The organism is Herbaspirillum sp. NPDC101397 (assembly GCF_044767325.1).
Lineage (GTDB): Bacteria > Pseudomonadota > Gammaproteobacteria > Burkholderiales > Burkholderiaceae_D > Herbaspirillum.
Map to the genome: position 1 here is coordinate 70,838 of NZ_JBIWNS010000010.1, position 24,491 is coordinate 95,328.

The 24,491-nt window shown below is 60.9% G+C and carries 23 protein-coding genes; 9 read left to right on the top strand and 14 right to left on the bottom strand.

What is annotated here, in order from left to right; all coding sequences use genetic code 11:
• Nucleotides 1-14: 14 nt before the first annotated feature.
• The 7 genes from ACIROW_RS22040 to ACIROW_RS22070 form a co-directional block, all read right to left on the bottom strand.
• Nucleotides 15-1,175, bottom strand: a complete 1,161-nt coding sequence (locus ACIROW_RS22040; RefSeq protein WP_402278900.1) for a dienelactone hydrolase family protein — start codon at nucleotides 1,173-1,175, stop codon at nucleotides 15-17.
• A 20-nt stretch (nucleotides 1,176-1,195) separates the two neighbouring features.
• Complete coding sequence (locus ACIROW_RS22045) at nucleotides 1,196-2,818, bottom strand: carboxyl transferase domain-containing protein (RefSeq protein WP_402278902.1); 1,623 nt, start codon at nucleotides 2,816-2,818, stop codon at nucleotides 1,196-1,198.
• A gap of 29 nt (nucleotides 2,819-2,847) precedes the next feature.
• Nucleotides 2,848-3,264 carry a YchJ family protein gene (locus ACIROW_RS22050; protein WP_402278904.1) on the bottom strand — a complete coding sequence of 139 codons (417 nt, stop codon included), beginning with the start codon at nucleotides 3,262-3,264 and terminating at the stop codon, nucleotides 2,848-2,850.
• Entirely contained in the window at nucleotides 3,264-3,875 is a 612-nt protein-coding gene (locus ACIROW_RS22055) for a 2-hydroxychromene-2-carboxylate isomerase (protein ID WP_402278905.1), read from the bottom strand. Before ACIROW_RS22055 ends, ACIROW_RS22050 begins: the two co-directional genes overlap by 1 nt.
• A 14-nt stretch (nucleotides 3,876-3,889) precedes the next feature.
• Nucleotides 3,890-5,095, bottom strand: a complete 1,206-nt coding sequence (locus tag ACIROW_RS22060; RefSeq protein ID WP_402278907.1) for an acetyl-CoA C-acetyltransferase — start codon at nucleotides 5,093-5,095, stop codon at nucleotides 3,890-3,892.
• Between the two features lie 36 nt (nucleotides 5,096-5,131).
• Nucleotides 5,132-6,316: an isovaleryl-CoA dehydrogenase gene (locus ACIROW_RS22065; RefSeq protein WP_402278909.1), complete on the bottom strand. Its 1,185-nt coding sequence runs from the start codon at nucleotides 6,314-6,316 to the stop codon at nucleotides 5,132-5,134.
• Between the two features lie 121 nt (nucleotides 6,317-6,437).
• The gene (locus ACIROW_RS22070) at nucleotides 6,438-6,878 is read right to left on the bottom strand and encodes a MerR family DNA-binding transcriptional regulator (RefSeq protein WP_402278911.1); all 441 of its coding nucleotides are present in this window, start codon (nucleotides 6,876-6,878) and stop codon (nucleotides 6,438-6,440) included.
• 160 nt (nucleotides 6,879-7,038) lie between these two features.
• Here ACIROW_RS22070 and ACIROW_RS22075 point away from each other — a divergent pair, with 160 nt between their 5' ends.
• Entirely contained in the window at nucleotides 7,039-8,106 is a 1,068-nt protein-coding gene (locus tag ACIROW_RS22075; RefSeq protein ID WP_402278913.1) for an MBL fold metallo-hydrolase, read from the top strand.
• Nucleotides 8,107-8,171: 65 nt separating this feature from the next.
• Here ACIROW_RS22075 and def read toward each other — a convergent pair whose 3' ends face one another.
• Nucleotides 8,172-8,684, bottom strand: coding sequence for a peptide deformylase (def, locus tag ACIROW_RS22080; protein WP_402278915.1), 513 nt, complete (start codon nucleotides 8,682-8,684; stop codon nucleotides 8,172-8,174).
• Nucleotides 8,685-8,738: 54 nt separating this feature from the next.
• Here def and ACIROW_RS22085 point away from each other — a divergent pair, with 54 nt between their 5' ends.
• From ACIROW_RS22085 to ACIROW_RS22100, 4 genes are all read left to right on the top strand, one after another.
• Nucleotides 8,739-9,674, top strand: a complete 936-nt coding sequence (locus ACIROW_RS22085; RefSeq protein WP_402278917.1) for a hypothetical protein — start codon at nucleotides 8,739-8,741, stop codon at nucleotides 9,672-9,674.
• Entirely contained in the window at nucleotides 9,671-10,786 is a 1,116-nt protein-coding gene (gene dprA, locus ACIROW_RS22090) for a DNA-processing protein DprA (RefSeq protein ID WP_402278919.1), read from the top strand. Before ACIROW_RS22085 ends, dprA begins: the two co-directional genes overlap by 4 nt.
• 171 nt (nucleotides 10,787-10,957) lie before the next feature.
• Nucleotides 10,958-11,434, top strand: coding sequence for a DUF494 family protein (locus ACIROW_RS22095; protein WP_053195505.1), 477 nt, complete (start codon nucleotides 10,958-10,960; stop codon nucleotides 11,432-11,434).
• Nucleotides 11,435-11,789: 355 nt separating this feature from the next.
• Entirely contained in the window at nucleotides 11,790-14,447 is a 2,658-nt protein-coding gene (locus tag ACIROW_RS22100; protein ID WP_402278920.1) for a DNA topoisomerase III, read from the top strand.
• 87 nt (nucleotides 14,448-14,534) lie between these two features.
• Here the strand turns inward: ACIROW_RS22100 and ACIROW_RS22105 are convergent, their stop codons facing one another.
• Nucleotides 14,535-15,311, bottom strand: a complete 777-nt coding sequence (locus ACIROW_RS22105) for an exodeoxyribonuclease III (protein WP_402278921.1) — start codon at nucleotides 15,309-15,311, stop codon at nucleotides 14,535-14,537.
• A gap of 125 nt (nucleotides 15,312-15,436) precedes the next feature.
• Here ACIROW_RS22105 and pyrE point away from each other — a divergent pair, with 125 nt between their 5' ends.
• Nucleotides 15,437-16,102, top strand: a complete 666-nt coding sequence (gene pyrE, locus ACIROW_RS22110; RefSeq protein ID WP_053195508.1) for an orotate phosphoribosyltransferase — start codon at nucleotides 15,437-15,439, stop codon at nucleotides 16,100-16,102.
• Between the two features lie 97 nt (nucleotides 16,103-16,199).
• Here the strand turns inward: pyrE and ACIROW_RS22115 are convergent, their stop codons facing one another.
• The 5 genes from ACIROW_RS22115 to gatC form a co-directional block, all read right to left on the bottom strand.
• The gene (locus ACIROW_RS22115; RefSeq protein ID WP_116435956.1) at nucleotides 16,200-16,712 is read right to left on the bottom strand and encodes a LapA family protein; all 513 of its coding nucleotides are present in this window, start codon (nucleotides 16,710-16,712) and stop codon (nucleotides 16,200-16,202) included.
• 175 nt (nucleotides 16,713-16,887) lie between these two features.
• The gene (locus tag ACIROW_RS22120; RefSeq protein ID WP_402278922.1) at nucleotides 16,888-17,784 is read right to left on the bottom strand and encodes a TauD/TfdA dioxygenase family protein; all 897 of its coding nucleotides are present in this window, start codon (nucleotides 17,782-17,784) and stop codon (nucleotides 16,888-16,890) included.
• A 214-nt stretch (nucleotides 17,785-17,998) separates the two neighbouring features.
• The gene (gene gatB / locus ACIROW_RS22125; RefSeq protein ID WP_402278923.1) at nucleotides 17,999-19,459 is read right to left on the bottom strand and encodes an Asp-tRNA(Asn)/Glu-tRNA(Gln) amidotransferase subunit GatB; all 1,461 of its coding nucleotides are present in this window, start codon (nucleotides 19,457-19,459) and stop codon (nucleotides 17,999-18,001) included.
• A 47-nt stretch (nucleotides 19,460-19,506) separates the two neighbouring features.
• Nucleotides 19,507-20,973, bottom strand: coding sequence for an Asp-tRNA(Asn)/Glu-tRNA(Gln) amidotransferase subunit GatA (gene gatA, locus ACIROW_RS22130; protein ID WP_402278924.1), 1,467 nt, complete (start codon nucleotides 20,971-20,973; stop codon nucleotides 19,507-19,509).
• Between the two features lie 82 nt (nucleotides 20,974-21,055).
• Nucleotides 21,056-21,358, bottom strand: coding sequence for an Asp-tRNA(Asn)/Glu-tRNA(Gln) amidotransferase subunit GatC (gatC, locus tag ACIROW_RS22135; RefSeq protein ID WP_402278925.1), 303 nt, complete (start codon nucleotides 21,356-21,358; stop codon nucleotides 21,056-21,058).
• 272 nt (nucleotides 21,359-21,630) lie between these two features.
• On the opposite strand from gatC, the gene ACIROW_RS22140 reads away from it, so the two are divergent.
• The 3 genes from ACIROW_RS22140 to mreD all read left to right on the top strand — a co-directional run bounded on the left by ACIROW_RS22140 (nucleotide 21,631) and on the right by mreD (nucleotide 24,491).
• Entirely contained in the window at nucleotides 21,631-22,674 is a 1,044-nt protein-coding gene (locus ACIROW_RS22140) for a rod shape-determining protein (RefSeq protein WP_050463753.1), read from the top strand.
• A 249-nt stretch (nucleotides 22,675-22,923) separates the two neighbouring features.
• Nucleotides 22,924-23,982, top strand: coding sequence for a rod shape-determining protein MreC (mreC, locus tag ACIROW_RS22145; protein ID WP_402278927.1), 1,059 nt, complete (start codon nucleotides 22,924-22,926; stop codon nucleotides 23,980-23,982).
• Nucleotides 23,979-24,491 carry a rod shape-determining protein MreD gene (gene mreD / locus ACIROW_RS22150; protein WP_053195515.1) on the top strand — a complete coding sequence of 171 codons (513 nt, stop codon included), beginning with the start codon at nucleotides 23,979-23,981 and terminating at the stop codon, nucleotides 24,489-24,491. The genes mreC and mreD overlap by 4 nt, the downstream gene beginning before the upstream one ends.

A 24,491-nucleotide genomic window follows, 5' to 3' on the forward strand; every position in this document is an offset into this window, starting at 1 on the left:
GATATGTAGATACGTCAGTGCAAGGCGGCGCTCTTGTCACTCTCATTTTGTTTGTCGTCGATCCAGACCACGTTCCGGTCGATGGCGTAGAGACGGCAAGCGTCCTTGGAATTTTTCTGGCATTGCTGCAGAGCACGTTCAGTTGTATTTTCTCCGGTCCAAGCCCAGCCGGTTGCACCGGACGATGAAATGGCAAATGCCCGAGGCAACGCGAGTTTGAGAAAGGCCTCGTAGTGTTCTCGGTTTTTTTGATTCAGATACGGGACCGCAGCGCTATTTTCCAATTTGGCAAAATCGGTCTTCGGCAATTCATCCGCCAACACAACCGTCTTTTCGGTCGGCAACCCCAGACGCTTGAGCAGTGCTTCTGTCTCCGGCCACCAGATGGCAACGCCATCGCGGCTGCCACTCATGCCGTGCGAATCATTCTTGAACGGGCCGTAGGCAATCAGTTTGGCATCGGCGCCGGATCGGATGTACGCCTCATGCATCTTGCGGACCAACTCCGGATTGAAGTAACTGTCGTTTTCGCCATAGAACCAGAGACTGGGGATATGCGTGGTCTTGCCATAGCGTTCGAAAGCGTCAATCAATGCCGGTTTCCAGCCGCAGCCCAGCATGTCGTAGCGCAGCCCGCCGGCAAAATTGAGCAATGCCTTGACGTGCGGAGGATTGCGCGCGCCGAAAGCCATCGTCGTCAGACCGCCATGCGATTGCCCCATGATGATGACATTGTCCTTGTCGACCCAGGGTTGCTGGATCGCATAGTCCAGCGCAGCTTGCACATCTTCCGCCTGGGCATCGCCGTTGCCGCCTATATTGCAGCCACCATCGACATAGAGCCCGCCGGATCTGGAGAAGCCTTTGCGCATGGGAATGATGACCGCATAGCCGCGATGCACAAATTCGTTGCTGATGGATATGCCGCGATCACGGAGTTGGAATGCCGGTATCCCGGCAGCTTTCCCGTGATTCATGATGAGTAGTGGAAAAGGTCCATCGCCGGGAGGCTTGTAGATTGTGGTTTCCAAATTCACGGAAAACATGCCCGTGCCGGAGGGAGTCATGACGACTTCCTCGCGCAATCCTTTGTTCCGCGGCAGTTCGGCGCTAAAAGCCGGAACCAGGCACATACAGAACGCAACCAACAAGGCGATGGAGACTTGCTTTTTCATTTTTATCGCGTACGAAAGATTTACATGCGAAATACGCCGAACTTCGTCTCTTCAATCGGCGCATTCAACGCCGCGCTCAATCCCAGTCCAAGCACCATGCGCGTATCGGCAGGATCGATCACGCCGTCGTCCCACAGGCGCGCCGAGGCGTAGTACGGATGGCCCTGGTGTTCGTACTGTTCGCGGATCGGCGTCTTGAAGGCGGCTTCTTCTTCCGCCGTCCAGCTGCCGCCCTTGGATTCGATACCATCGCGCTTGACGGTCGCCAGCACGCTGGCAGCCTGCTCGCCGCCCATCACCGAGATGCGCGCATTCGGCCACATCCACAGGAAGCGCGGCGAAAACGCGCGGCCGCACATGCCGTAATTGCCGGCGCCGAAACTTCCGCCGATGATCATCGTCAGCTTCGGCACGGCGGCGGTCGACACCGCCGTCACCATCTTGGCGCCGTTGCGCGCGATGCCTTCGTTTTCGTATTTCTTGCCGACCATGAAGCCGGTGATGTTCTGTAGAAAGATCAGTGGAATCTTGCGCTGGCAGCACAGCTCGATGAAGTGCGCGCCCTTGAGCGCCGACTCCGAGAACAGGATGCCGTTGTTGGCGATGATGCCGACCGGCATGCCGTACAGGTGCGCGAAGCCGCACACCAGCGTGGTGCCGTAGCGGGCCTTGAATTCGTCGAACTCGCTGCCGTCGACCACGCGCGCGATCACCTCGCGTACGTCGAAGGGCTTGCGCGTGTCGGTAGGGATGACGCCGTACAGTTCACGCGCCGGATACTTGGGCTCACGGACGTCGCGCATCGCCAACTGCTGCGGCTTGGTGCGGTTGAGGTTGGCGACGATGCTGCGCGCAATCGACAGCGCGTGCAGATCGTTTTGCGCCAGATGATCGACCACCCCCGACAGGCGCGTATGGACGTCGCCGCCGCCCAGCTCTTCGGCCGTGACGACTTCGCCGGTGGCGGCCTTCACCAGCGGTGGTCCGGCCAGGAAGATGGTGCCCTGGTCCTTGACGATGATGGACTCGTCGCTCATGGCCGGCACATACGCGCCGCCGGCCGTGCAGGAACCCATCACCACCGCGATTTGCGGGATGCCCTTGGCTGACAGGTTGGCCTGATTGAAGAAGATGCGGCCGAAGTGATCGCGGTCGGGGAATACCTCATCCTGGTTCGGCAGGTTGGCGCCGCCGCTGTCGACCAGATAAATGCAGGGCAGGTGGTTGAACTCGGCGATCTCCTGCGCGCGCAAATGCTTCTTGGCAGTCATCGGATAATAGGTGCCGCCCTTGACCGTGGCGTCATTGCAGACGATCACGCATTCCTGCCCCGCGACGCGGCCGATGCCGGTGATGATGCCGGCGGAGGGCGCTGCATCCTTGCCCTCCTTCTCCTGGTACATGGCGTACGCGGCCAGTTGCGAGAACTCGAGGAAAGGTGTGCCCGGATCGAGCAGCATCTGCACACGATCGCGCGGCAGCAGTTTGCCGCGCGCCAGATGCTTGTTGCGCGCGGCTTCGCCGCCGCCTTGCGCGATGACGGCGATCTTTTCCTTCAGATCGTCAACGATGGCTTGCATCGCCGCCGTGTTGCTCTGGAAGTCGTCGCTGCGCGTGTTCAGTTTGCTGTCGAGTTGCGGCATATTGTCCTTTGTCTCTGTCTTAATATTTTTTATTCGTCGTCCGGAAAAGCGCCGTCGACGTAGTACCAGCGCGCCACGCCGGCGGCATCCGGCTGGCGTACGAAGCTGCTGACTTCGTGCAGGCGATGCCCGCGGCCGCCGACCTTGAAGCGTGCGACGAATTCCACCGTGGCTTCATCGGTATCCTTCACATGCTTGTGCTTGATCACGTCGAGTCCTATCCATTTGACGTCGCTCTCGGCGGTGATCGGCTCGTCCGGCAGCGTGTCGGGATGCCAGGTCGCGCGCAGGTAGTCTTCCTCGCGCAACGAGAATGCCGTATAGCGCGAGCGCATCAATTGTTCCGCCGTCGCCGGCACCGCTTCTCCAGCAATGAAGCGGCCGCAGCAGGCGCCGTAGACGCCTTTGCCGCAGGGACAAGCCTGTTTGTCTGCCTTGCCTGCCATCAGATCTTTCCGTTCTTCAGGAAAGCCTCGAGCTGGTCGAAGCGGTCGAAGCCCCAGAACGATTCGCCGTCGACGATCACGAACGGCGAGCCGAACACGCCGCGTGCTATGGAGGCCGCGACTTCCGTTTTCAGTGCGTCCTTGACAGTGTCGTCGTTGAGCGCGGCGGTCAGCTTGCCGACGTCGATGCCGTTATCGCCGGCGATGCGCACCACCGTCTCGAGTGCGCTGATGTCGATGTTCTCGGTGAAGTAGGCGCTGTAGAAGGCATGGATCAGGTTGATCGCCTTGGCCGCATTGTTCTGCTGCACCCACAGCACCGCGCGCGCCGCATGCTGCGTGGCGATCGGCATGACGTCGGGATGGCGGAACAGGATGTTGTGGAAGCGCGCGCTGCGTTCCATGTCATGGCGCGCATAGTCGCCTTTCAATGGCACGTTGGCGATCGGCGCGATGTTCATGGTCTTGAACACCGGGCCGAGCAGGATGGCGCGCCAGTTGACCGTACGGCCGTATTTCGCCGCCAGCTTTTCAATCTCCAGCGAAGCGAAGTAGCCGTAAGGCGAACTGAAGTCGAAGTAGAAATCGACGGGTGATTTTTGGTCGCTCATAGGGGTCCCGGGTTTTACAGCAATTCAATCGCCAGCGCCGTGCCTTCGCCGCCGCCGATGCACAGGGAGGCGACGCCGCGCTTGCCGCCGGTCTTCTTCAACGCGCCGATCAGCGTGACGATGATGCGCGCGCCGGACGCGCCGATCGGATGACCCAGCGCACAGGCGCCGCCGTGGATGTTGACCTTGTCGTGGGTGATGCCGAGTTCCTTCATCGCGGCCATCGGCACGGCGGCAAAGGCTTCGTTGATTTCGAACAGGTCGACGTCGGCGGTGCTCCAGCCGATCTTCTTATACAGGTTGTTGATGGCGCCGATCGGCGCGGTGGTGAACCAGTTCGGTTCCTGCGAGTGACGCGCGTGGCCGACGATGCGTGCAATCGGCGTGCTGCCGAGTTTTTTCGCGGTCGATTCGCGCATCAGCACCAGCGCGGCAGCGCCGTCATTGATGGAGGATGACGACGCGGCGGTGATGGTGCCGTCCTTCTTGAAGGCGGCTTTCAATGTCGGGATCTTTTCGATCTTGGCCTTGCGCGGACCTTCGTCGGTATCGACCACGACGTCGCCTCCGCGGGTGGCCACGGTGACCGGTGCGATTTCCCATTTGAACGAACCGTCCGCGGTGGCTTGCTGCGCACGCTTGACCGAGGCGATTGCGAAGGCATCCTGGTCTTCGCGCGTGAAGTGGTATTTCGCCGCGCAGTCTTCGCCGAAGGTGCCCATCGCGCGACCCTTGTCGTAGGCGTCTTCGAGGCCGTCGAGCATCATGTGGTCGTAGATCATGCCGTGGCCGATGCGATAGCCGCCGCGCGCTTTCGGGATCAGGTAGGGCGCGTTGGTCATCGATTCCATGCCGCCGGCGACCACCACGTCATTGGTGCCGGCCAGGATGGAGTCGAAACCGAACATGGTCGCCTGCATGGCCGAGCCGCACATCTTCGACAAGGTGACGGCGCCGGCCGAGACCGGGATGCCGGCCTTGATCGCCGCTTGGCGCGCAGGCGCCTGGCCTTGTCCCGCCATCAGGCAGTTGCCGAACAAGACGTCCTGCACTTGCTCGGGCGCAACGCCGGCGCGTTCCAGCGCAGCCTTGATGGCGGCGGCGCCGAGATCGCTGGCGGTCAACGCCGACAGTTCGCCTTGGAAGGCGCCCATGGGAGTGCGCGCGGCGCCGACAATGACGATAGGGTCTTCAACGCGATCTTCAATACGGTCTTGCATGTTCTTCTCCTGCTCGGATGGATGATTCAAAAATGCTTACATGGTCTCGGCAAACAGCTCGCGGCCGATCAGCATGCGACGGATCTCGCTGGTGCCGGCGCCGATTTCGTAGAGCTTGGCGTCGCGCCACAGGCGACCGACCGGATATTCGTTGATGTAGCCGTTGCCGCCCAGCGTCTGGATCGCCTCGCCGGCCATCCAGGTGGCTTTTTCTGCAGAGTAGAGGATAGCGCCGGCGGCGTCCTTGCGCAGGGCGCGCGCCGCGTCCGGCGTCTTCGCGCGATCGCAGGCCTGGCCGACGGCGTAGACGTAGGCCTTGCAGGCCATCATGGTCGAATACATGTCGGCGATCTTGCCCTGCATCAGCTGGAACTCGCCGATGGCCTGGCCGAACTGCTTGCGGTCATGCACGTAAGGGACGACGACGTCCATACAAGCTTGCATGATGCCCAGCGGTCCGCCGGACAAGACTGCGCGTTCGAAGTCGAGGCCGGACATCAGCACATTGACGCCGCGGCCGACGCCGCCGAGCACGTTCTCTTCCGGCACTTCGCAATCCTGGAACACCAGTTCGCCGGTGTGTGAGCCGCGCATGCCGAGCTTGTCGAGTTTTTGTGCGACCGAGAATCCCTTGAAACCTTTCTCCACGAGGAAGGCGGTCATGCCGCGCGCGCCTGCCTCCAGGTCGGTCTTGGCATATACCACCAGCACGTCGGCGTCGGGGCCGTTGGTGATCCACATCTTGCTGCCGTTCAAGACGTAGCGGTCGCCCTTTTTGTCGGCGCGCAGTTTCATGCTGACGACGTCGGAGCCGGCGTTGGGTTCGGACATGGCGAGTGCGCCGATGAAGTCGCCTGAGATCAGCTTGGGCAGGTACTTGTTCTTTTGTTCGTTAGTGCCGTTGCGCTTGATCTGGTTGACGCACAGGTTGGAGTGCGCGCCATAGGACAGGCCGACGGAGGCCGAGGCGCGCGAGATTTCTTCCAGCGCGACGATGTGCGCGAGATAGCCCATGGCGGCGCCGCCGTATTCTTCGTCGGCGGTGATGCCGAGCACGCCGAGGTCGCCCATCTTTTTCCACAAGTCCATCGGGAACTGGTCGCTGCGGTCGATTTCCGCGGCGCGCGGCGCGATTTCAGCCTGGGCGAAGGCGGCCACGCTCTCGCGCAAGGCGGCGATGTCTTCGCCGTGATCGAAGGTCAAACCTGGCAGATGGATCATGTTGTGTCTCCTCGTTTGGATAAGGTAATTGGTCTTGGTTTATGTGCGGGCGTGGTGCTTTACGTTAACGTCAATTCAATTGCGAATTATGCCTAAATAATGGGCAGCGCGTTTCATGGGGTCAGGCGGATTTTCTTGCGGCGGCGGTGCGGGCGTTGCGCTTTGCGGGCGCTTTGAGCGGCAGGTCGGTTTCCAGCAATTGCAGGCATTCGGCTTCGTGCGCGGCGATTTCTTCCAGCGTTACTTCAAGATCTTCGCGCTGGCGTTCAAGCTTTTCGCGATGCTGCGCGAGCACGCCGAGGAAGCGCTGCAGTTGCGCCTCGGTATCCTTGGGCGATTCGTACATGTCAACCAGGTTCTTGATTTCCGAGAGAGTCAGGCCGAGTCGCTTGCCGCGCAGCGTGAGCTTGAGGCGGGTGCGTTCGCGCGCTGCATAGACCCGGTTGCGGCCGCCGCTGCCTTCGCGCTTCGGGCTCAGCAAGCCCTGGTCTTCATAAAACCGGATCGCGCGCGGCGTGATGTCGAATTCCTTGGCCAGCTCGGTAATGGTGTAGGTCGGCATGATCTCTTGGGGATGACGCGTTGCGGTTTTTGGGGCGGTCGTGGCACTTTACGTTAACGTAAAGTATATTGTAGGCTTGTCCGCAAAAAAATGAAAACCCCTTGTTCGGTTTTGCCAGTTTGCCAACATGCCGGAAAGCATCGTCCACAGTCAGGTACCCATGAACGCTCTTGAATCCCAGCTCGAATACGCCTTCGGCGACACCTTGCCCGCCGTGGGCGCCACCTTGGAAGTCGCGCCTGGCGTCTTGTGGCTGCGCATGGGCCTGCCGTTCGCGCTGGACCACATCAACCTGTGGCTGCTGGAAGACGAGATCGAGACGCCGACCGGACGTGTACGCGGCTGGACCGCAGTCGATTGCGGCATCGCCGCCGACGCCACGAAGGAAAGCTGGGAAAGTATTTTCGCCACGCAACTGCGCGGCCTGCCGATCATCCGCGTGCTGGTCACGCATTGCCATCCCGACCACGTCGGGCTGGCGGACTGGCTGTGCGCGCGCTGGAACGCGCCGCTGTGGATGAGTACCGGTGAATACGGTTTTGCGCGCTTGATGTCGGCCGGATTGCCGGGCGCCGACGGCACGTCGGCGGCGCCGCATTTCCGCCGCCATGGGCTGGTCGATGAAGAACTGATCTCCAAGCTCTCCGGCCGCAACAACTACTACAAGGATCTGGTGCCGGCCGTGCCCTTGGCGTACACGCGCATGCAGGACCAGCACACGGTGCGCATCGGTACGCGCGACTGGCGCGTGATCACCGGCTTCGGCCATTCGCCGGAACATGTTTCGCTGTATGCCGACGAGGCGCGCCTGCTGATTTCCGGCGACATGGTGCTGCCGCGCATCTCGACCAACGTGTCGGTATTCGCCATCGAGCCGGAAGCGAATCCGGTGCAGCAATATCTTGATTCGCTGAAAAAATATACCGGCCTGGCCGATGACACGCTGGTGCTGCCGTCGCACGGCAAACCATTCCGCGGCTTGCATACGCGCATCACGCAACTCAACGATCATCATCGCGCGCGCCTGGCGGAGGTGCTGGAGGCATGCGCCACGCCGAAGACGGCGGTGGAGATCCTGCCGGTGATGTTCAAGCGTCCGCTCGACACGCATCAGCTGAGCTTCGCGCTGGGCGAGGCGGTAGCGCATTTGCACAAGCTGTGGTTTGACGGCGTGCTGCAAAGACGGCTCGGCGACGACGGGATTTTTCGTTTCACGGTCGCCTCCTGATGCAATGAAAAACGGCCCGCAGAGTGCGGGCCGTTTTTTTGACGCGTCGAGGTTCCTGTAACTACTTATCCGCGCTTCAGTTCGCGCTCTTCCTTGAGCATCTTGGTCTTGATGCGATTGCGCTTGAGCGGCGACAGATACTCCACGAAAACCTTGCCCTTGAGGTGATCCATCTCATGCTGGATGCAGACCGCCAGCAGGCCGTCGGCTTCCACTTCGAATTCCTTGCCGTCAGCATCGAAGGCGCGCGCCTTGACGCGTGCCGGACGTTCGACGCCGTCGTAGATGCCGGGCACCGACAGGCAGCCTTCGTCGTAGACCTGCTTCTCGTCGCTGGACCAGGTGATTTCCGGATTGATGAACACGCGCAGTTCGTTGTTGGTGTCGGACACGTCGATCACGATCACTTGCTCATGCACGTCGATCTGGGTCGCGGCAAGGCCGACGCCGGGTGCGTCGTACATGGTTTCAGCCATGTCGGCGACGAGTTTCTTCAGGCGCTCGTCGAATACGGTGACGGGCTTGGCGACCTTGTGCAGGCGGGGGTCCGGATAACGGAGGATATTCAATAAGGCCATACTTTTCTGTTCACTGCGCTATCTGCGCTCTATACAGATAGCTGAGGGTTGTTCTTGCCAGTTCAAGGAATTGTCGGCAGAATCGGCATTTGTTGTCTTTGTGGCAACAAAGTTGTGCATGCTTCAGCTTGCCGATTCGGTCAATTGCCGGGATTTATCGCTTTTTGGGCGCGATTTTTGAAAAATTTTATCATAGCCGCCGTGCTTCTCCTTTTGTCAGACCTGTCCTGCGCGGTCCAGGTCTCGGTTTCGGAGGACGATGACGCAGTCGTACGGCTGGCGCCGGAGATGCGTTCAGGCGTGTTGCCGCAGCCCGTGCAACGGACGCGACAAGCGATTGCGATCGCGCCGCTGCTGATCAACGCCGCGCAACTGGCGCAGGCCCTGCGCATCGTCGCAATGCCCGACCGGCGTACGTTGGCGGGCAAGGGCGATCGCATCGTGGGGGAAGGCAGTTTGCACGGCGTGTCTGAATTCCGCGTGGTGCGGCCATCGTTGAAACTACGCGATCCATTGAGCGGAGAACATCTCGGCGACGAAGCTGTTGTGCTTGGCAAAGCGGTGCTGCAGCATGAGGGCGCCGACAGTGTGCACAGTTTCATCGTCACGTCGTCTACACAGGAAATCATGCAGGGCGACTTGCTGATTCCCGATGCCGCTCCGACCAGAGATTCCACCACCACCCGACCCGGTGCAGCCGTGGACGCACAGATCATCTCCATCGTCGGCGGGGCCGCACATGCGGCGCAGCACCAAGCGGTCGGCATCAACAAAGGCGCTCGCGACCACATTGCCGCAGGCATGTCGCTGGGGCTGATGGCAAAAAATACGCAGCAGCAGGCAACAAGATCGCCGGGAAACGAGAGCGGTCGCCTGTTGATATTTCGCGTCTATGACAGCGTGTCGTACGGGCTCATCACGGAGTCAGTCGAAGCGCTGCAGGTGGGGGACAAGGCGTTCGCGCCATTCATGGAATACACACCACATTGACCATTGCCAACCTCAACGACGCAGCGGAACTGCGCGACTGGATCCGCTTCATGCAAACCGACGGTGTCGGCGTCGACATGGCGCGCAGATTGCTATCAACCTTCGGTCTGCCGGGCGACATCTTCAGCGCCGGCTTCGACGACCTGCGCGCCGTTGCGCCGGAACGCATCGCGCGGGCCTTGCTGCGACCGCCGACCGCGATGATGCAGAACCGGCTTGGGCTGACGCTGGACTGGGCGGCACAACCCGGCCATCGCATCCTCACGCTGGCGGATGCCGATTATCCGCAAGCGCTGCTGAACATTGCCGATCCGCCGATCCTGCTCTACATAAAGGGACGCAGCGCATTGTTGTCGGCCACCTCGCTGGCGGTCGTCGGCAGTCGCAACGCGACGGTGCAGGGGATACAGAACGCCGAGCGATTTTCCGAAGCCGCCAGCCGCGCGGCGCTGACCATCGTGTCGGGGCTGGCGCTGGGCATCGACGCGGCGGCGCATCACGGTGGCCTGCGCGGCAGCGGCTCCAGCGTCGCCGTGATCGGCACCGGCATCGACATCGTCTACCCGATGCGCAATCGGGGATTGGCGCAACGCCTGGAGGAAGAGGGCTGCATCGTCAGCGAATACCCGCTCGGCATGCCGCCGGTGGCCGCCAATTTCCCCCGCCGCAATCGCATCATTTCCGGCCTGGCGCGTGCGGTGCTGGTTGTCGAAGCGGCGGCGCAATCAGGCTCGCTGATCACAGCGCGCACGGCGGCCGAGCAGGGGCGCGATGTTTTCGCGATTCCCGGTTCGATTCATTCGCCGCTGTCGAAGGGCTGTCATCAACTGATCAAGCAGGGCGCCAAACTGGTCGAGTCGGAACAGGACATCCTCGAAGAACTCGGCAAGCTGCCATTACCTGCGCGGCGTGAGCAAATGCCAGTCATTGCGCCTGGAGATAGTGCCGCCGACGCGCTGCTCGGCGCGATGGGTTTCGATCCCGTCGATGCCGATGCGCTCAGCATGCGCAGCGGTCTCGGCGTCGCCGCGTTGAGCGAACGGCTGCTCGCGCTGGAGCTCGACGGCGCAGTGGAATGTCTGCCCGGAGGACGCTATCGGCGCGTGAACTGACGGAGATAAATAGCGCTGAAAAATCATGCTGAAAACGGACGTCAAACAAGACGTGAATAATCAGATAATGGTCAGACAACAACTCGCAAGATATTCTGCGCAAATCTCAAAATCCTGCCATACTGGATTCGTAGACTTGTGTTGTGTCAACCTTCGCGATAGAGTAGAGCCATGTTTGACGTCCTTGTTTATCTGTACGAAACCTATTACCGCCCCGATGCCTGCCCTGAACCAGCGGCCTTGGTCAAGAAATTGACCGCCATTGGTTTTGAGGACGAGGAAATCACCAGGGCGCTCGGTTGGCTCACCGATCTGGAAGAAGCCAATCACGAGTTCGCTGATCAGTATCCTCAGCAAACCGCCTTCTCCTTCGGTATCCGCATTTACGCCCAGCAAGAGATGGATGTGCTCGGCACCGAAGCCGTCGGCTTCATCCAGTTCCTCGAATCCGCCAAGATGCTCAACGCCGTGCAGCGCGAAATCGTCATCGAACGCGCCCTCGCGGTCGGCGACGCGCCGGTATCGCTGGAAAAGCTCAAGGTTATCGTGTTGATGGTCTTGTGGAGCCAAGGCAAGGAACCGGACGGCCTGATGTTCGACGAACTGTTCCTTGACGAAGACGACGCCGAACCGCGGCTGTTGCACTGAACCTGCACCAAACTTGCATCGAGTGCAACGAAAGACGGCGTCCATTGCGACGCCGTTTTTCATGCGGCCGACACTTTGCATGCCCGCTGCAGGGCGGCGCGATCAGCGCTTGTTTTATCCGGATTTGCCTGCAGATTGTCCAAAACCGCCAAGTCACCGGAGAGTCACGGCCGCAGCGCAGTGCTTGCCGTTTGTTCTGCAACGCGCTTATCATTCCCCCGCACTGCTCAAATATTAGCTACTATATAAAAAGCATATTGCCAATACGCAATACAAATTGCGCCTCAGCGTCGCATTTTGGCGCGGCCGGGCATCAGCCTACGACCCCTTTGCATCCTCTTTTGAGAACACATTTATGAGCAAGACCCTCATCATTGCCGAGAAGCCCTCTGTCGCGAACGACATCGCGAAGACGCTCGGCGGCTTTACCAAGCACGATGAGTATTTCGAATCCGACGAATACGTTCTGTCCTCGGCCGTGGGCCATCTGCTGGAAATCGCGGTGCCCGAGGAATACGACGTCAAGCGCGGCAAGTGGACCTTCACCCATCTGCCGATGATTCCGCCGCACTTCGCGCTCAATCCGATCGCCAAGACCGAGTCGCGCCTCAAGGCGCTCAACAAGCTGATCAAGCGCAAGGACGTCACCGGCCTGATCAACGCCTGCGACGCCGGGCGGGAAGGCGAACTGATTTTTCGCCTGATCGCGCAATACACCAAGGCCAAGCAGCCGGTGCAGCGCCTGTGGCTGCAATCGATGACGCCGGGCGCGATCCGCGACGGTTTCGCGAACCTGCGCAAGGACGAAGACATGTTGCCGCTGGCCGACGCCGCCCGCTGCCGCAGCGAAGCGGACTGGTTGATCGGCATCAACGGCACGCGCGCCATGACCGCCTTCAATTCGAAGGAAGGCGGCTTTTACCTGACCACCGTCGGTCGCGTACAGACGCCGACCCTGTCGATCGTGGTCGAGCGCGAAGAGAAGATCAAGAAGTTCGTTTCCCGCGATTTCTGGGAAGTACGCGCCGACTTCGTCTGCGCCGCCGGCATCTATGAAGGCCGCTGGCTCGACAAACAGCACAAGAAGGACGAGAACGATCCGGAGAAGCGCCCTGAGCGCCTGTGGAGCAAGGCTGCCGCCGAATCGATCGTGGCCGCCTGCCGCGGCAAGATCGGCAACGTCACCGAAGAATCCAAGCCGACCACGCAAATGGCGCCTGGCCTGTTCGACCTGACCAGCCTGCAACGCGAAGCCAACTCGCGCTTCGGCTTCTCGGCCAAGAACACGCTCGGCCTGGCCCAGGCGCTGTATGAAAAGCACAAGGTGCTGACCTATCCGCGTACCGACTCGCGTCATCTGCCGGAAGATTACGTGCAGACCGTCAAGGACACGCTCGACACCCTGTCCGAGAGCAACAATTACCATCAGTTCTCGAAGCAGATCCTCAAGCAGGGCTGGGTCAAGCCGAACAAGCGCATCTTCGACAACACCAAGATCAGTGATCACTTTGCGATCATCCCGACCACGCAAGCACCGAAGAATCTGTCCGAACCGGAACAAAAGCTGTACGACCTGGTGACGCGCCGATTCATGGCGGTGTTCTTCCCGGCTGCGGAATTCCAGGTCACCACGCGCTTCACCGAAGTCTCCGGCCATCAGTTCAAGACCGAAGGCAAGGTCATGACCAACCCCGGCTGGCTGGCGATCTACGGCAAGGACGTGGTCGACGAGAAAGACGAAAACAGCGGCACGCTGGTCGCCGTCGCCAAGGATGAAAAGGTCAAGACCGACAAGATCACCGCCAACGGCCTGGTCACCAAACCGCCTGCGCGCTACACCGAAGCGACGCTGCTGTCGGCCATGGAAGGCGCCGGCAAGCTGATCGATTCCGACGAGCTGCGCGAAGCGATGGCCGGCAAGGGCCTCGGCACGCCGGCGACGCGTGCGGCCATCATCGAAGGTCTGCTCAACGAAAAATACCTGCTGCGCGAAGGCCGCGAAATGATGCCGACCGCCAAGGCGTTCCAGCTCATGACGCTGCTGCACGGCCTGGGTGTGGACGAACTGACCGAACCTGAGCTGACCGGTGAATGGGAGCAGAAGCTGGCGCAGATGGAACGCGGCAAGATCAGCCGTGAAGAATTCATGCGCGAGATCGCCCAGATGACGCAAATCATCGTCAAGCGCGCCAAGGAATACGACAACGACACCATCCCCGGCGACTATGCGACGCTGAAGACGCCGTGCCCGAATTGTGGCAGCGTGGTGAAGGAAAACTATCGCCGCTTCGCCTGCACCAAATGCGAATTCTCGATGAGCAAGACGCCGGCCGGTCGCCAGTTTGAGATCCCGGAAGTGGAGGAGTTGCTGGCCAATCGCACCATCGGTCCGCTGCAGGGTTTCCGCTCCAAGATGGGACGACCGTTTGCGGCGATCCTGAAGATTTCACGCGACGAAGAAATCAAGAACTTCAAGCTGGAATTCGACTTCGGCCAGAACGACGACGAAAGCGGTGAACCGGTCGACTTCAGCGAGCAGACCCCGCTCGGTCCTTGCCCGAAATGCGGCAGCGGCGTGTACGAAATGGGCCTGGCGTACGTCTGTGAAAAGCAGGTCGCGAAGCCGAAGGCCTGCGATTTCCGCAGCGGCCGTATCATCCTGCAGCAGGAAATCCTGCCGGAACAGATGGCCAAGCTGCTCAACGAAGGCAAGACCGATTTGCTGCCGGGCTTCATCTCGCAACGCACGCGCCGTCCGTTCAAGGCGTACCTGACGCGCGGCAAGGACGGCAAGATCAGCTTCGAGTTCGAAGAACGCAAGGCCAAGGCGCCGGCCAAGGGCAAGGCTGCGGCAGCTGCTGCGGAAGGTGACGAGGACGCAGCGACTGCAACGGCGAGCAAGGCCAAGGCCAAGCCGGCGGCGGCAGCCGCAAAGAAGCCGGCCGCCAAGAAACCTGCGGCTAAAAAGCCCGCTGCGAAAAAGGCTGCACCGAAGAAAGTCGCCGCTGCTTAAGCATTCAGCGGTGCATAAAAAAGCCCTCGCTAGCGAGGGCTTTTTTCATGGCTGGTGCGAATGCAAACGCTCAGTCTGCATTCAGGTTCACGCCTTGTAATCGATCGTCAGCGGCGCATGGTCCGAGAAGCGCGCGGTCTTGTAGATCGCCGCCGTCTTGGCCTTCTTGGCGATGCCGGCAGTCGCGATGTGATAATCGATGCGCCAGCCGACGTTGTTGGCCCAGGCCTGGCCGCGGTTGCTCCACCAGGTGTAGGCGTCGCCGGTGGTTTCCGGATGGATGGTGCGGTAGACGTCGACCAGGCCGAGTTCGTCGAACACGCGCGTCAGCCAGGCACGCTCTTCCGGCAGGAAGCCCGAGTTCTTCTGGTTGCTCTTCCAGTTCTTCAGGTCGATTTCCTTGTGGGCGATGTTCCAGTCGCCGCAGATGACGATCTCGCGGCCGCTGTTTTTCAACTCCTGCAAGTGCGGCAGGAACACTTCCATGAAGCGGAACTTGGCCTGCTGGCGCTCTTCGCTCGACGAGCCCGACGGGCAGTACAGCGAGATCACGGTGAGGTCGCCGAAGTCGCATTCGACATAGCGGCCTTCGTCGTCGAACTCCTGTACGCCGAAGCCGATACGCACCGCGTTTGGCGTGCGCTTGCTGTAGACGCCCACGCCCGAGTAACCCTTTTTCTCGGCGTAGTGAAAATGGCCGACGTAGCCCTCGGGTGCGAGGAACTCCGGCGACATGTCTGCTTCCTGCGCCTTCAGTTCCTGCACGCAGATGAAGTCGGCGGATTCCTTGGCCATCCATTCGAAGAAACCCTTTTTGGCGGCGGAGCGGATGCCGTTGAGATTGGCGGAGACGATTTTTGGCATGGGGAAACTCACGTAAAAGTCAGGCGCGTAGCATACCTGATTCATTTAAAATGTGGGTCTTGCGGCCTGCGCAGCGCTTTTCCACTGTCAGGGCCGCTTCGCATCTTACTTTTCAGGAATGTATTTTGAGCAACTTACGACAAGAGTTCATTGAGTTCGCCGTGTCCGCAGGCGTGTTGCGCTTCGGCGAGTTCGTCACCAAGGCCGGCCGCACTTCGCCTTACTTCTTCAACGCCGGGTTGTTCAACGAAGGCGCGGCGCTGGCCAGAGTCGCTCAGTTCTACGCCCAGACCTTGCAGGAGTCCGGCCTGCAATACGACATGCTGTTCGGTCCCGCCTACAAGGGCATCACGCTGGCGTCGGCCACCGCCGTTGCGCTGGCGGGCCAGGGCCGCAACGTGCCGTTCGCCTACAACCGCAAGGAAGCCAAGGACCACGGCGAAGGCGGCACCATCGTCGGCGCCAAGCTGCAAGGCCGCGTGGTGATCATCGATGACGTGATTTCGGCAGGCACCTCGGTGCGCGAATCGGTGGACATGATCCGTGCCGCCGGCGCCACCCCCTGCGCGGTGCTCATCGCGCTGGACCGCATGGAGCGCTCCGGCAAGGACGACGCCCTGTCGGCGCTTTCAGCGGTGCAGGAGGTGGGCAAGGCCTACGACATGCCGGTGATCTCGATCGGCAACCTCAACGACTTGCTGCAATACCTGGCGCAGGCCGGCGCCGATGCGCAGCTGTCGCAGTACAAGGATGCGGTGGCGGCTTACCGTGCGCGTTACGGCGTGCAATAGAGCAATCCCCGTAAAGCTGCAGGCATTGAAAAAGCCCCGGGTCATTGCGACCCGGGGCTTTTTTTTACTGCTGACGCTTGTGCTTTTGCAGCGAGCTTCAGACGGTGGCTCTGACGCCTGCTACTCCGGTCGTACCGACGCCAAGGCGTTGCAGGCGATCGTCAAGCTCGCCGATCTGTGCAGCGACCGCATTCTCCGTCAGCTGGCCGCGTTGCTGGATGTCCTGCTGCACCGATTCGATCTTGTTGGTCAACGCGCTCAGGTGGGCGTTCTGGCGCTGCTGCAACTGCTGCAATTCGCTTTGCAGGTAACCGCGCAATTCGATGAAGCGCGATTTTTCAGCCTGGTCGGCCAGCTCGCGCTGCGTATCGAGCTGTTTGGTCAGCCTGCGCGCTTCGAACAGCGCGCTGGTTTGCAGCGCCATCACGTACATCAGGAAAACCGCGGTGAGAATCACCACCACGCCCAGCATCACCAGTCCCAGCGGCGCCTGGAAGTCGGTAAACACCAGCGTCAGCGGCGTCGGCGCCAGGAAGGCTTCCCAATTGACGGCGGCAAAGATGGCGACCAGCGCCAGCACCACGATCATAAAGGTTGTACGGAATTTCATGAGCATTCTCCTGTTGTTGTTCGAATAAGGCCGCAGGCGCAAGGCAGGGCCGTCCAAAGTTTGGACCGGCGGCGGGCGTCGCCGTTCCTTATCGATCGGAAACAATGCCTTGCAGGCAATAAAAAGCCCTCATGCGAGGGCTTTTTTTTATTGAATCTTGTCGGATGAGCAAGCTTCAGACCGGCACGTCGCCTTCGACCGTGGTGCGGTACAGCGTACGGCGCAGGTGTTGCGGCGTGATCGCGGCATAGTGCTGGGTGCTGCGGTTGTCCCAGAACACGATGTCGTGCGGTTGCCATTGATGGCGATAGACGTTCTCGGGGCGCGTGATATGCGCGTGCAGGGTCTTGAGCAGCTCATCGCTTTCATCGCGCGGGATGCCGACGATGTGCGAGGTGAAGCCTTCGCTGACGAACAGGATCTTGCGGCCGCTTTCCGGATGCGTGGTGATGACCGGATGTTCCACCGGCGGCACTTCGTCGATCTGCTTTTGCGTCAGTTCCGGACGCCATGGCGACAGCTTGCGCAGGCGTTCGTAGCGGTAGACATAGGAATGGACCGCGCGCTTGCCTTCCAGCAGCTTCTTGATCTCGGCCGGCAGCGTGTCGTAGGCGTCGGCGGTGTTGGCGAACAAGGTGTCGCCCTGTTCCGCCGGCAGCTCCTGCGAATGCAGCAGCGCCCCCAGGCTGGGCTTGGGCATGTAGGACAGATCCGAATGCCAGTCGGCGCCGGCGTCGACCAGGCCGATCGGCTTGCCGTCTTCGAGCACGTTGGAGACGATCAGGATTTCCGGATAATTCTTCAGGTGGAAGCGGTTGAGCACATGCACCTGCAGCGGGCCGAAGCGGCGGCTGAACGCCACGTGCTGGTCCGGCGTGATGCGCTGGTCGCGAAACACCACCACGTTGTGTTTGACCAGCGCTGCGCGGATCTCGGCCAGTTCACGGTCCGACACCGGCAGGTTGAGGTCGAGGCCGGTGATTTCGGCGCCCAGCGGGCCGCCGAAGGCGCGGATGGTGAAATCTTGTTCCGTCTGGACGGAAGAGGTTTGCAGTGCGCTTGCGCTGGACATGATGAATCTTGCTCCGTTGCCGGGCGGTGGTCAGCTTGCAGCTGGCGACCCCGCTCCGAGTATGGGTAAAACAAGGATTACACGCCTCACCGGCCGGGCCAGCAAGTAATAAGTTTTCATAACCATATGCGTTTTTTGCGCCATGCGAAATCCAGAAAAGAAAAAGCCGCTGCAACAGCAGCGGCTTTCGTCGTTCTTGCAGCAAAAATGATGGTCAGGATGTCAACTTCTTGCGCAGCAACTCGGTCAGTTGCGCCGGATTGGCCTTGCCCTTGGTGGCCTTCATGGCTTGGCCGATCAGGGCGTTGATGGCCTGTTCCTTGCCGGAGCGGAACTCCGCCACCGACTTTTCATTGGCCGCCAGCACCTGGTCGACGATGGCTTCCAGCGCGCCGCTGTCGGAAATCTGCTTCAAGCCCTTGGCTTCGATGATGTCGTCGGCCAGCGTGTCCTTGCCGGACCTGGCTTCCCACATGCCGGCGAAGACTTCCTTGGCGATCTTGTTGGAAATGGTGCCGTCGGCGATGCGTTTCAGCAGCAGCGCCAATTGCACGGCGCTGACCGGCGCGGCGGCGATGTCGGTGTCTTCGCGGTTGAGCGTCGAGGCGACGTCGCCCATGAGCCAGTTGGCGGCGGGTTTGGCCTGCTCCTTGCCGGCTGCGGCGACCACCGCTTCGAAATAGGACGCCATCGCCTTCGATTGCGTCAGCACGGCGGCGTCGTATTCGGTCAGCGCGTAATCGCCGACGAAACGCTCGCGCATCGCGCCCGGCAATTCCGGCATGGTGGCCTTGACGCGTTCTATCCATTCTTGCGCAATCACCAGCGGCGGCAGGTCGGGATCGGGGAAATAGCGGTAATCCTGCGCGTCTTCCTTGCTGCGCATCGAGCGCGTTTCCTTTTTGTCCGGATCGTACAGGCGGGTTTCCTGCACCACGGTGCCGCCGTCTTCGATCAGTTCGACCTGGCGGCGCACTTCGTAATTGATCGCGTCTTCCATGAAGCGGAACGAGTTGAGGTTCTTGATTTCGCAGCGGGTGCCGTATTCCTTCTGGCCGACCGGGCGCACCGAGACGTTGGCGTCGCAGCGAAACGAGCCTTCCTGCATGTTGCCGTCGCAGATGCCCAGCCACATCACCAGCGAGTGCAGGGCCTTGGCGTAGGCCACGGCTTCGGCGGCGCTGCGCATGTCGGGTTCGGTGACGATTTCCAGCAGCGGCGTGCCGGCGCGGTTGAGGTCGATGCCGGTCATGCCCTGGTAGTCTTCATGCAGCGACTTGCCGGCGTCTTCTTCGAGGTGGGCGCGGGTCAGTTGCAGCGTCTTGATTTCGGCCTTGCCGTCTTTTTCGAGCACGAAGGAAATCTTGCCGCCCTGGACCACCGGGATTTCAAACTGGCTGATCTGGTAACCCTTGGGCAGATCGGGATAAAAATAGTTTTTACGCGCGAACACCGAGCGCGGCGCAATCGTCGCGCCGATCGCCAGGCCAAACTGGATGGCGCGTTCGACCGCGCCCTTGTTCAGCACCGGCAAGACGCCCGGCAAGGCCAGGTCGACCGGGCTGGCCTGGGTGTTGGGAGCGGAGCCGAACTGCGTCGACGAGCCGCTGAAAATTTTGGATTCGGTCGAAAGCTGCGTGTGCGTTTCCAGACCGATGACGACTTCCCACTGCATAGTATTCCTCGCTGATTCTGTATCTGTTTTACTTTGGCAAACGTCGCTCAGGCCGGCGCGCGCAGGTGCCAGTCGGTGACTTGCTGGTATTGGTGGGCGACGTTGAGCAGGCGCGCTTCATCGTAGTAGCTGCCGATGATTTGCAGGCCGACCGGACGCTTGCTGTTCTTTTCGCCCTGACCGAAACCGCACGGAATCGACATGCCCGGCAAGCCCGCCAGGCTGGTCGACAGCGTGAAGATGTCGGCCAGGTAGTTGGCCACCGGATCGTCGGTCTTGTCGCCCAGGTCCCATGCCACGGTCGGCGAGACCGGTCCCATGATGACGTCGCACTTGCGGTCCTGACCGGTCAGCGCGTTCTGGAAATCCTGCGCGATCAGGCGGCGGATTTTTTGCGCCTGCAAGTAGTAGGCGTCGTAGTAGCCGTGCGAAAGCACATAGGCGCCGACCAGGATGCGGCGCTTCACTTCATCGCCGAAGCCTTCCGCGCGCGACTTCTGGTACATGTCTGCGAGGTCCTTGTAGTCGGCGGCGCGATGACCGTAACGCACGCCGTCGAAACGCGACAGATTCGACGATGCTTCAGCCGGCGCAATCACGTAGTAGACCGGGATCGACAGTTCGGTTTTCGGCAGCGAAATGTCGACCAATGTGGCGCCGAGTTTTTCGTATTCCGCGAGTGCAGCGCGTACGGCTTGTTCGACATCAGCGGCCAGGCCGGCGCCGAAGAATTCCTTCGGCACGCCGATGCGCAAGCCCTTGATGCTGTCGTTGAGCGAACGCGTGAAATCTTCCTTCGGGCGCTCGATGCTGGTCGAGTCGCGCTGATCGAAACCGCTCATGGCGTTGAGCAGCAGGCCGCAGTCTTCGGCGGTCTTGGCGATCGGGCCACCCTGGTCGAGCGACGACGCAAACGCGATCATGCCGTAGCGCGAGACGCTGCCGTAAGTCGGCTTGATGCCGGTCACGCCGCACAGCGACGACGGCTGGCGGATCGAGCCGCCGGTATCCGTGCCGGTGGCGGCCGGCGCCAGGCGCGCGGCAATCGCGGCGGCCGAACCGCCGGACGAACCACCCGGCACGGCACGCTTGTCCCACGGATTTTTCGCGGCGCCGAAATAAGAATTTTCGTTGCCCGAACCCATCGCGAATTCATCGCAGTTGAGCTTGCCCAATGTAACAGTGCCGGCAGCGTTGAACTGTTCCACCACGGTTGCATCAAACGGGCTTACATAATTTTCCAGCATCCTCGAGCCGGCCGTGGTGCGCCATCCGCGCGTCACGAACAAGTCCTTGTGCGCGATCGGGATGCCGGTCAACGGAGTGACGTCGCCTGCGGCGATCCGCTGATCAGCTTGTACGGCCTGCTGCAAGGTCAGTTCGCGGTCGACATGCAGGAAGGCGTTGAGGTCGCTCTGGCCGATGCGGTCGAGGAACAGCGTGGCCAGTTCGGCCGCGGAAATTTTCTTGGTCTGCAAGAGCGTCGACAGCTCTTTGATGGTCTTGGTATGCATGAAAATGTCGTTTCAGGTTCGGTGAGGCTGAGGCGCCGAAGCGTCTTTTTTTTGTGTGCAGTTTTTTGCACAGCAGCGTGATTTATTCGATGACCTTGGGCACCAGGTACAGGCCGTCCTGGGTCGCCGGCGCCGGTTGCTGGTAGGCCTCGCGCTGGTTGCTTTCGGTCACCTTGTCGTCGCGCAGGCGCAGCGACAGGTCGGCCGTCAGCGCCGCAATCGGATGGCTCAGCGGCTCGATGCCCGTCGTATCCACGGCCCGCATCTGTTCCACCAGCGAGAAGATGCTGTTGAGTTTTTCCAGGGTTTGGCCTGCTTGTTCATCCGTCAACTCGAGACGGGACAGGTTGGCAATGCGTTTCACATCGGAAAGGGCAAGAGTCATGATAGGAAGGTGCGCGTCGGGCGCAAAAACTAATGTGTTGAAAAATCGGATCGCCATGACGGCAAATGCGCAGGTAAAAGCCTGCAAAAACGCAGAAAAATCTCTTATCAGGCAAGGATGGCTGGCTATTTTGCCTGCTGGTTTCTGCCAAATTATAAGGTAGAATGTAGGACTAATGCCTTGCGGGCGCCGTATTTGTGTCGCCGCGGCTTAAAAAGACACCCCCACTTACCAAATGCAACGCGCGCGACTCTGGCGCATCAGGACAATTCATGTTTGGATTTTTACGCAGTTATTTCTCTAACGACCTCGCAATTGACCTTGGAACTGCAAACACACTGATTTACGTACGCGGTCAGGGCATTGTCCTCGACGAACCGTCCGTGGTCGCCATCCGCCAGCAAGGCGGTCCGAACGGCAAGAAGACCATCCAGGCGGTCGGCAAGGAAGCGAAACAGATGCTGGGCAAGGTTCCCGGCAACATCGAGGCGATCCGCCCGATGAAAGACGGCGTGATTGCCGATTTCACCGTCACCGAGCAGATGCTCAAGCAATTCATCCGCATGGTGCACGACTCCAAGCTGTTCCGTCCGTCCCCGCGCATCATCATCTGCGTGCCGTGTGGCTCGACCCAGGTGGAACGCCGCGCGATCCGCGAATCGGCGCTCGGCGCCGGCGCTTCGCAGGTCTACCTGATCGAAGAACCGATGGCTGCGGCAATCGGCTCCGGCCTGCCGGTCTCGGACGCCACCGGCTCGATGGTGGTCGACATCGGCGGCGGCACCACGGAAGTCGGCATTATTTCGCTGGGCGGCATGGTGTACAAGGGTTCGGTGCGCGTTGGCGGCGACAAGTTCGACGAAGCCATCGTCAACTACATCCGCCGCAACTACGGCATGCTGATCGGCGAGCAAACCGCTGAAGCGATCAAGAAGGCCATCGGTTCCGCTTTCCCGGGCTCCGAAGTCAAGGAAATGGAAGTCAAGGGCCGCAACCTGTCCGAAGGCATTCCACGTTCGTTCACCATTTCCAGCAACGAAATCCTGGAAGCGCTGACCGATCCGCTCAACAACATCGTGTCCGCCGTCAAGAACGCGCTGGAACAGACGCCCCCGGAACTGGGTGCCGACATCGCCGAAAAGGGCATGATGCTGACCGGTGGCGGTGCGCTGCTGCGCGATCTGGACCGTTTGCTGATGGAAGAAACCGGCCTGCCGGTGATCGTGGCGGAAGACCCGCTGACTTGCGTGGTGCGCGGTTCCGGCATGGCGCTCGATCGCATGGACAAACTGGGTTCGATCTTCTCCAACGAATAATTCTCCGCCACAGGAGTCCGGCCAACCTCGAGGAACCGAAACGCGCCTATGACTGAGCACAAGCAGATTGGGTCGGTGCTGCGAACCAAACGTTCGCACAACGGCCAAATCTCGACTGCTGCAGCGCGTTGCCTTCCTGACATTGGCCGGAATCTTCCCGGTATCCGCCCGCTCTTCTCCCTCCAGCCCGCCGTGTGCGGGCTGTTGCGGTTTTCAGCTTACCCGGCATCGGTCTCGGCCTGACGACACATGGATATCCCACCACTCTTCAAGCAAGGCGCCTCGGCCCGCGCCCGCGCCGGCTTTTTCGCGTTGATTGCGATCATCATGCTGGTGATCGATTCGCGCATGCATGCGCTGTCGATGGTGCGCCAGGCGGTCGGCACGGTGCTGTATCCGTTCCAGGTGGTCGCCATGGTGCCGCGCGATGCCGCCTACAAGGTCGATGACTACTTCAATTCCCTGACGGCGCTGCAAAAGGAAAACGACGGGCTGCGCCGCCAACAGGCCATGAACGCCCAGCTGATGCAGCAGGAACGCCAGATGGCCGCCGAAAACAGCCAGCTGCGCAAGCTGCTGAGCATGCAGCAACGCATGACCAACAAATCGGTGGTCGGTGAAATTCTCTACGATGCGCGCGATCCGTTCACCCGCAAGATCATCCTCAATCGCGGTTCGCAGCAGGGCGTCGCGCCCGGCCAGCCGGTGATCGACGACGTCGGCATCGTCGGCCAGGTCACACGCGTATTCCCGTTCACGGCCGAAGTCACGCTGCTGACCGACAAGGACCAGGCGATCCCGGTGCAGGTCTTGCGCAACGGCCTGCGCAGCGTGGCTTACGGTCGCGGCCAGTCGGGCGTGCTGGATCTGCGCTTCATGGCAGCCAACGCCGACATCCAGAAGGGCGACGCACTGGTCACCTCAGGCATCGACGGCATCTATCCCCCCGGTTTGTCGGTGGCGACGGTGCAACAGGTCGAAACCAAGTCGACCGACGCCTTCGCCCACATCGTCTGCCTGCCGGCTGCCGGCGTCGACCGCCACAAACAATTGCTGATCCTGCTGGTTGAGCAAAGCATTGCGCCGCGTCCCGACCCTGAAGGCGCCGGCGAGAAGGTCGACAAGCTGCTCAAGCGCCGCCTGCGCGACAGCGCCAAGGAGAGCGACGCCGTGGCGCCCAAGGATGCGCCGACCGAAGAACGCAAGGGCGTCGCTCCCGCTGCGGCTACTTCGGCTGCCGCGCCTGCCGCCAAACCAGCCACAACGCCCGCGGCAACGCCGGCGCAACCCGCCAAGAGCGCCCGATGAACGATCCGCATTACATCCTGCTGCCGGCCAATCCGCTGTTCATCGCACTGAGCCTGGTAGCCGCCTTCCTGCTCAACCTGCTGCCGTGGGGGCAATGGGTCGGGGTGCCTGATTTCGTGGCGCTGGTGCTGGTGTTCTGGGCGATCCACGAACCGCGCAAGATCGGCATCAGCATCGCCTTCATGATGGGCCTGCTAATGGACGTCAACGAAGCCACGCTGCTGGGCGAAAACGCGCTGGCCTATACGCTGCTGTCCTATTTTTCGATCATGATCCATCGCCGCGTGCTGTGGTTCCCTGTCGGCACCCAGGCCTTGCACATCCTGCCGTTGCTGCTACTGACGCAGGCGGTGCAGCTGGTGGTGCGCCTGATTGTCAGCGGCAAATTCCCGCATTGGTACTACTTCAGCGAAAGCTTTGTCTGCGCCCTGCTGTGGCCGGTGGTGGCGTGGCTGCTGCTGGCGCCGCAACGACGTGCGATCAATCGCGACGACAATCGTCCGATCTAG

Bases quoted from the DNA above. Each gene is read 5' to 3' on its own strand.
- ACIROW_RS22040 (WP_402278900.1), bottom strand. From the start codon at position 1,175: ATGAAAAAGCAAGTCTCCATCGCCTTGTTGGTTGCGTTCTGTATGTGC.
- ACIROW_RS22045 (WP_402278902.1), bottom strand. From the start codon at position 2,818: ATGCCGCAACTCGACAGCAAACTGAACACGCGCAGCGACGACTTCCAG.
- ACIROW_RS22050 (WP_402278904.1), bottom strand. From the start codon at position 3,264: ATGGCAGGCAAGGCAGACAAACAGGCTTGTCCCTGCGGCAAAGGCGTC.
- ACIROW_RS22055 (WP_402278905.1), bottom strand. From the start codon at position 3,875: ATGAGCGACCAAAAATCACCCGTCGATTTCTACTTCGACTTCAGTTCG.
- ACIROW_RS22060 (WP_402278907.1), bottom strand. From the start codon at position 5,095: ATGCAAGACCGTATTGAAGATCGCGTTGAAGACCCTATCGTCATTGTC.
- ACIROW_RS22065 (WP_402278909.1), bottom strand. From the start codon at position 6,316: ATGATCCATCTGCCAGGTTTGACCTTCGATCACGGCGAAGACATCGCC.
- ACIROW_RS22070 (WP_402278911.1), bottom strand. From the start codon at position 6,878: ATGCCGACCTACACCATTACCGAGCTGGCCAAGGAATTCGACATCACG.
- ACIROW_RS22075 (WP_402278913.1), top strand. From the start codon at position 7,039: ATGAACGCTCTTGAATCCCAGCTCGAATACGCCTTCGGCGACACCTTG.
- def (WP_402278915.1), bottom strand. From the start codon at position 8,684: ATGGCCTTATTGAATATCCTCCGTTATCCGGACCCCCGCCTGCACAAG.
- ACIROW_RS22095 (WP_053195505.1), top strand. From the start codon at position 10,958: ATGTTTGACGTCCTTGTTTATCTGTACGAAACCTATTACCGCCCCGAT.
- ACIROW_RS22100 (WP_402278920.1), top strand. From the start codon at position 11,790: ATGAGCAAGACCCTCATCATTGCCGAGAAGCCCTCTGTCGCGAACGAC.
- ACIROW_RS22105 (WP_402278921.1), bottom strand. From the start codon at position 15,311: ATGCCAAAAATCGTCTCCGCCAATCTCAACGGCATCCGCTCCGCCGCC.
- ACIROW_RS22115 (WP_116435956.1), bottom strand. From the start codon at position 16,712: ATGAAATTCCGTACAACCTTTATGATCGTGGTGCTGGCGCTGGTCGCC.
- ACIROW_RS22120 (WP_402278922.1), bottom strand. From the start codon at position 17,784: ATGTCCAGCGCAAGCGCACTGCAAACCTCTTCCGTCCAGACGGAACAA.
- gatB (WP_402278923.1), bottom strand. From the start codon at position 19,459: ATGCAGTGGGAAGTCGTCATCGGTCTGGAAACGCACACGCAGCTTTCG.
- gatA (WP_402278924.1), bottom strand. From the start codon at position 20,973: ATGCATACCAAGACCATCAAAGAGCTGTCGACGCTCTTGCAGACCAAG.
- gatC (WP_402278925.1), bottom strand. From the start codon at position 21,358: ATGACTCTTGCCCTTTCCGATGTGAAACGCATTGCCAACCTGTCCCGT.
- ACIROW_RS22140 (WP_050463753.1), top strand. From the start codon at position 21,631: ATGTTTGGATTTTTACGCAGTTATTTCTCTAACGACCTCGCAATTGAC.
- mreC (WP_402278927.1), top strand. From the start codon at position 22,924: ATGGATATCCCACCACTCTTCAAGCAAGGCGCCTCGGCCCGCGCCCGC.
- mreD (WP_053195515.1), top strand. From the start codon at position 23,979: ATGAACGATCCGCATTACATCCTGCTGCCGGCCAATCCGCTGTTCATC.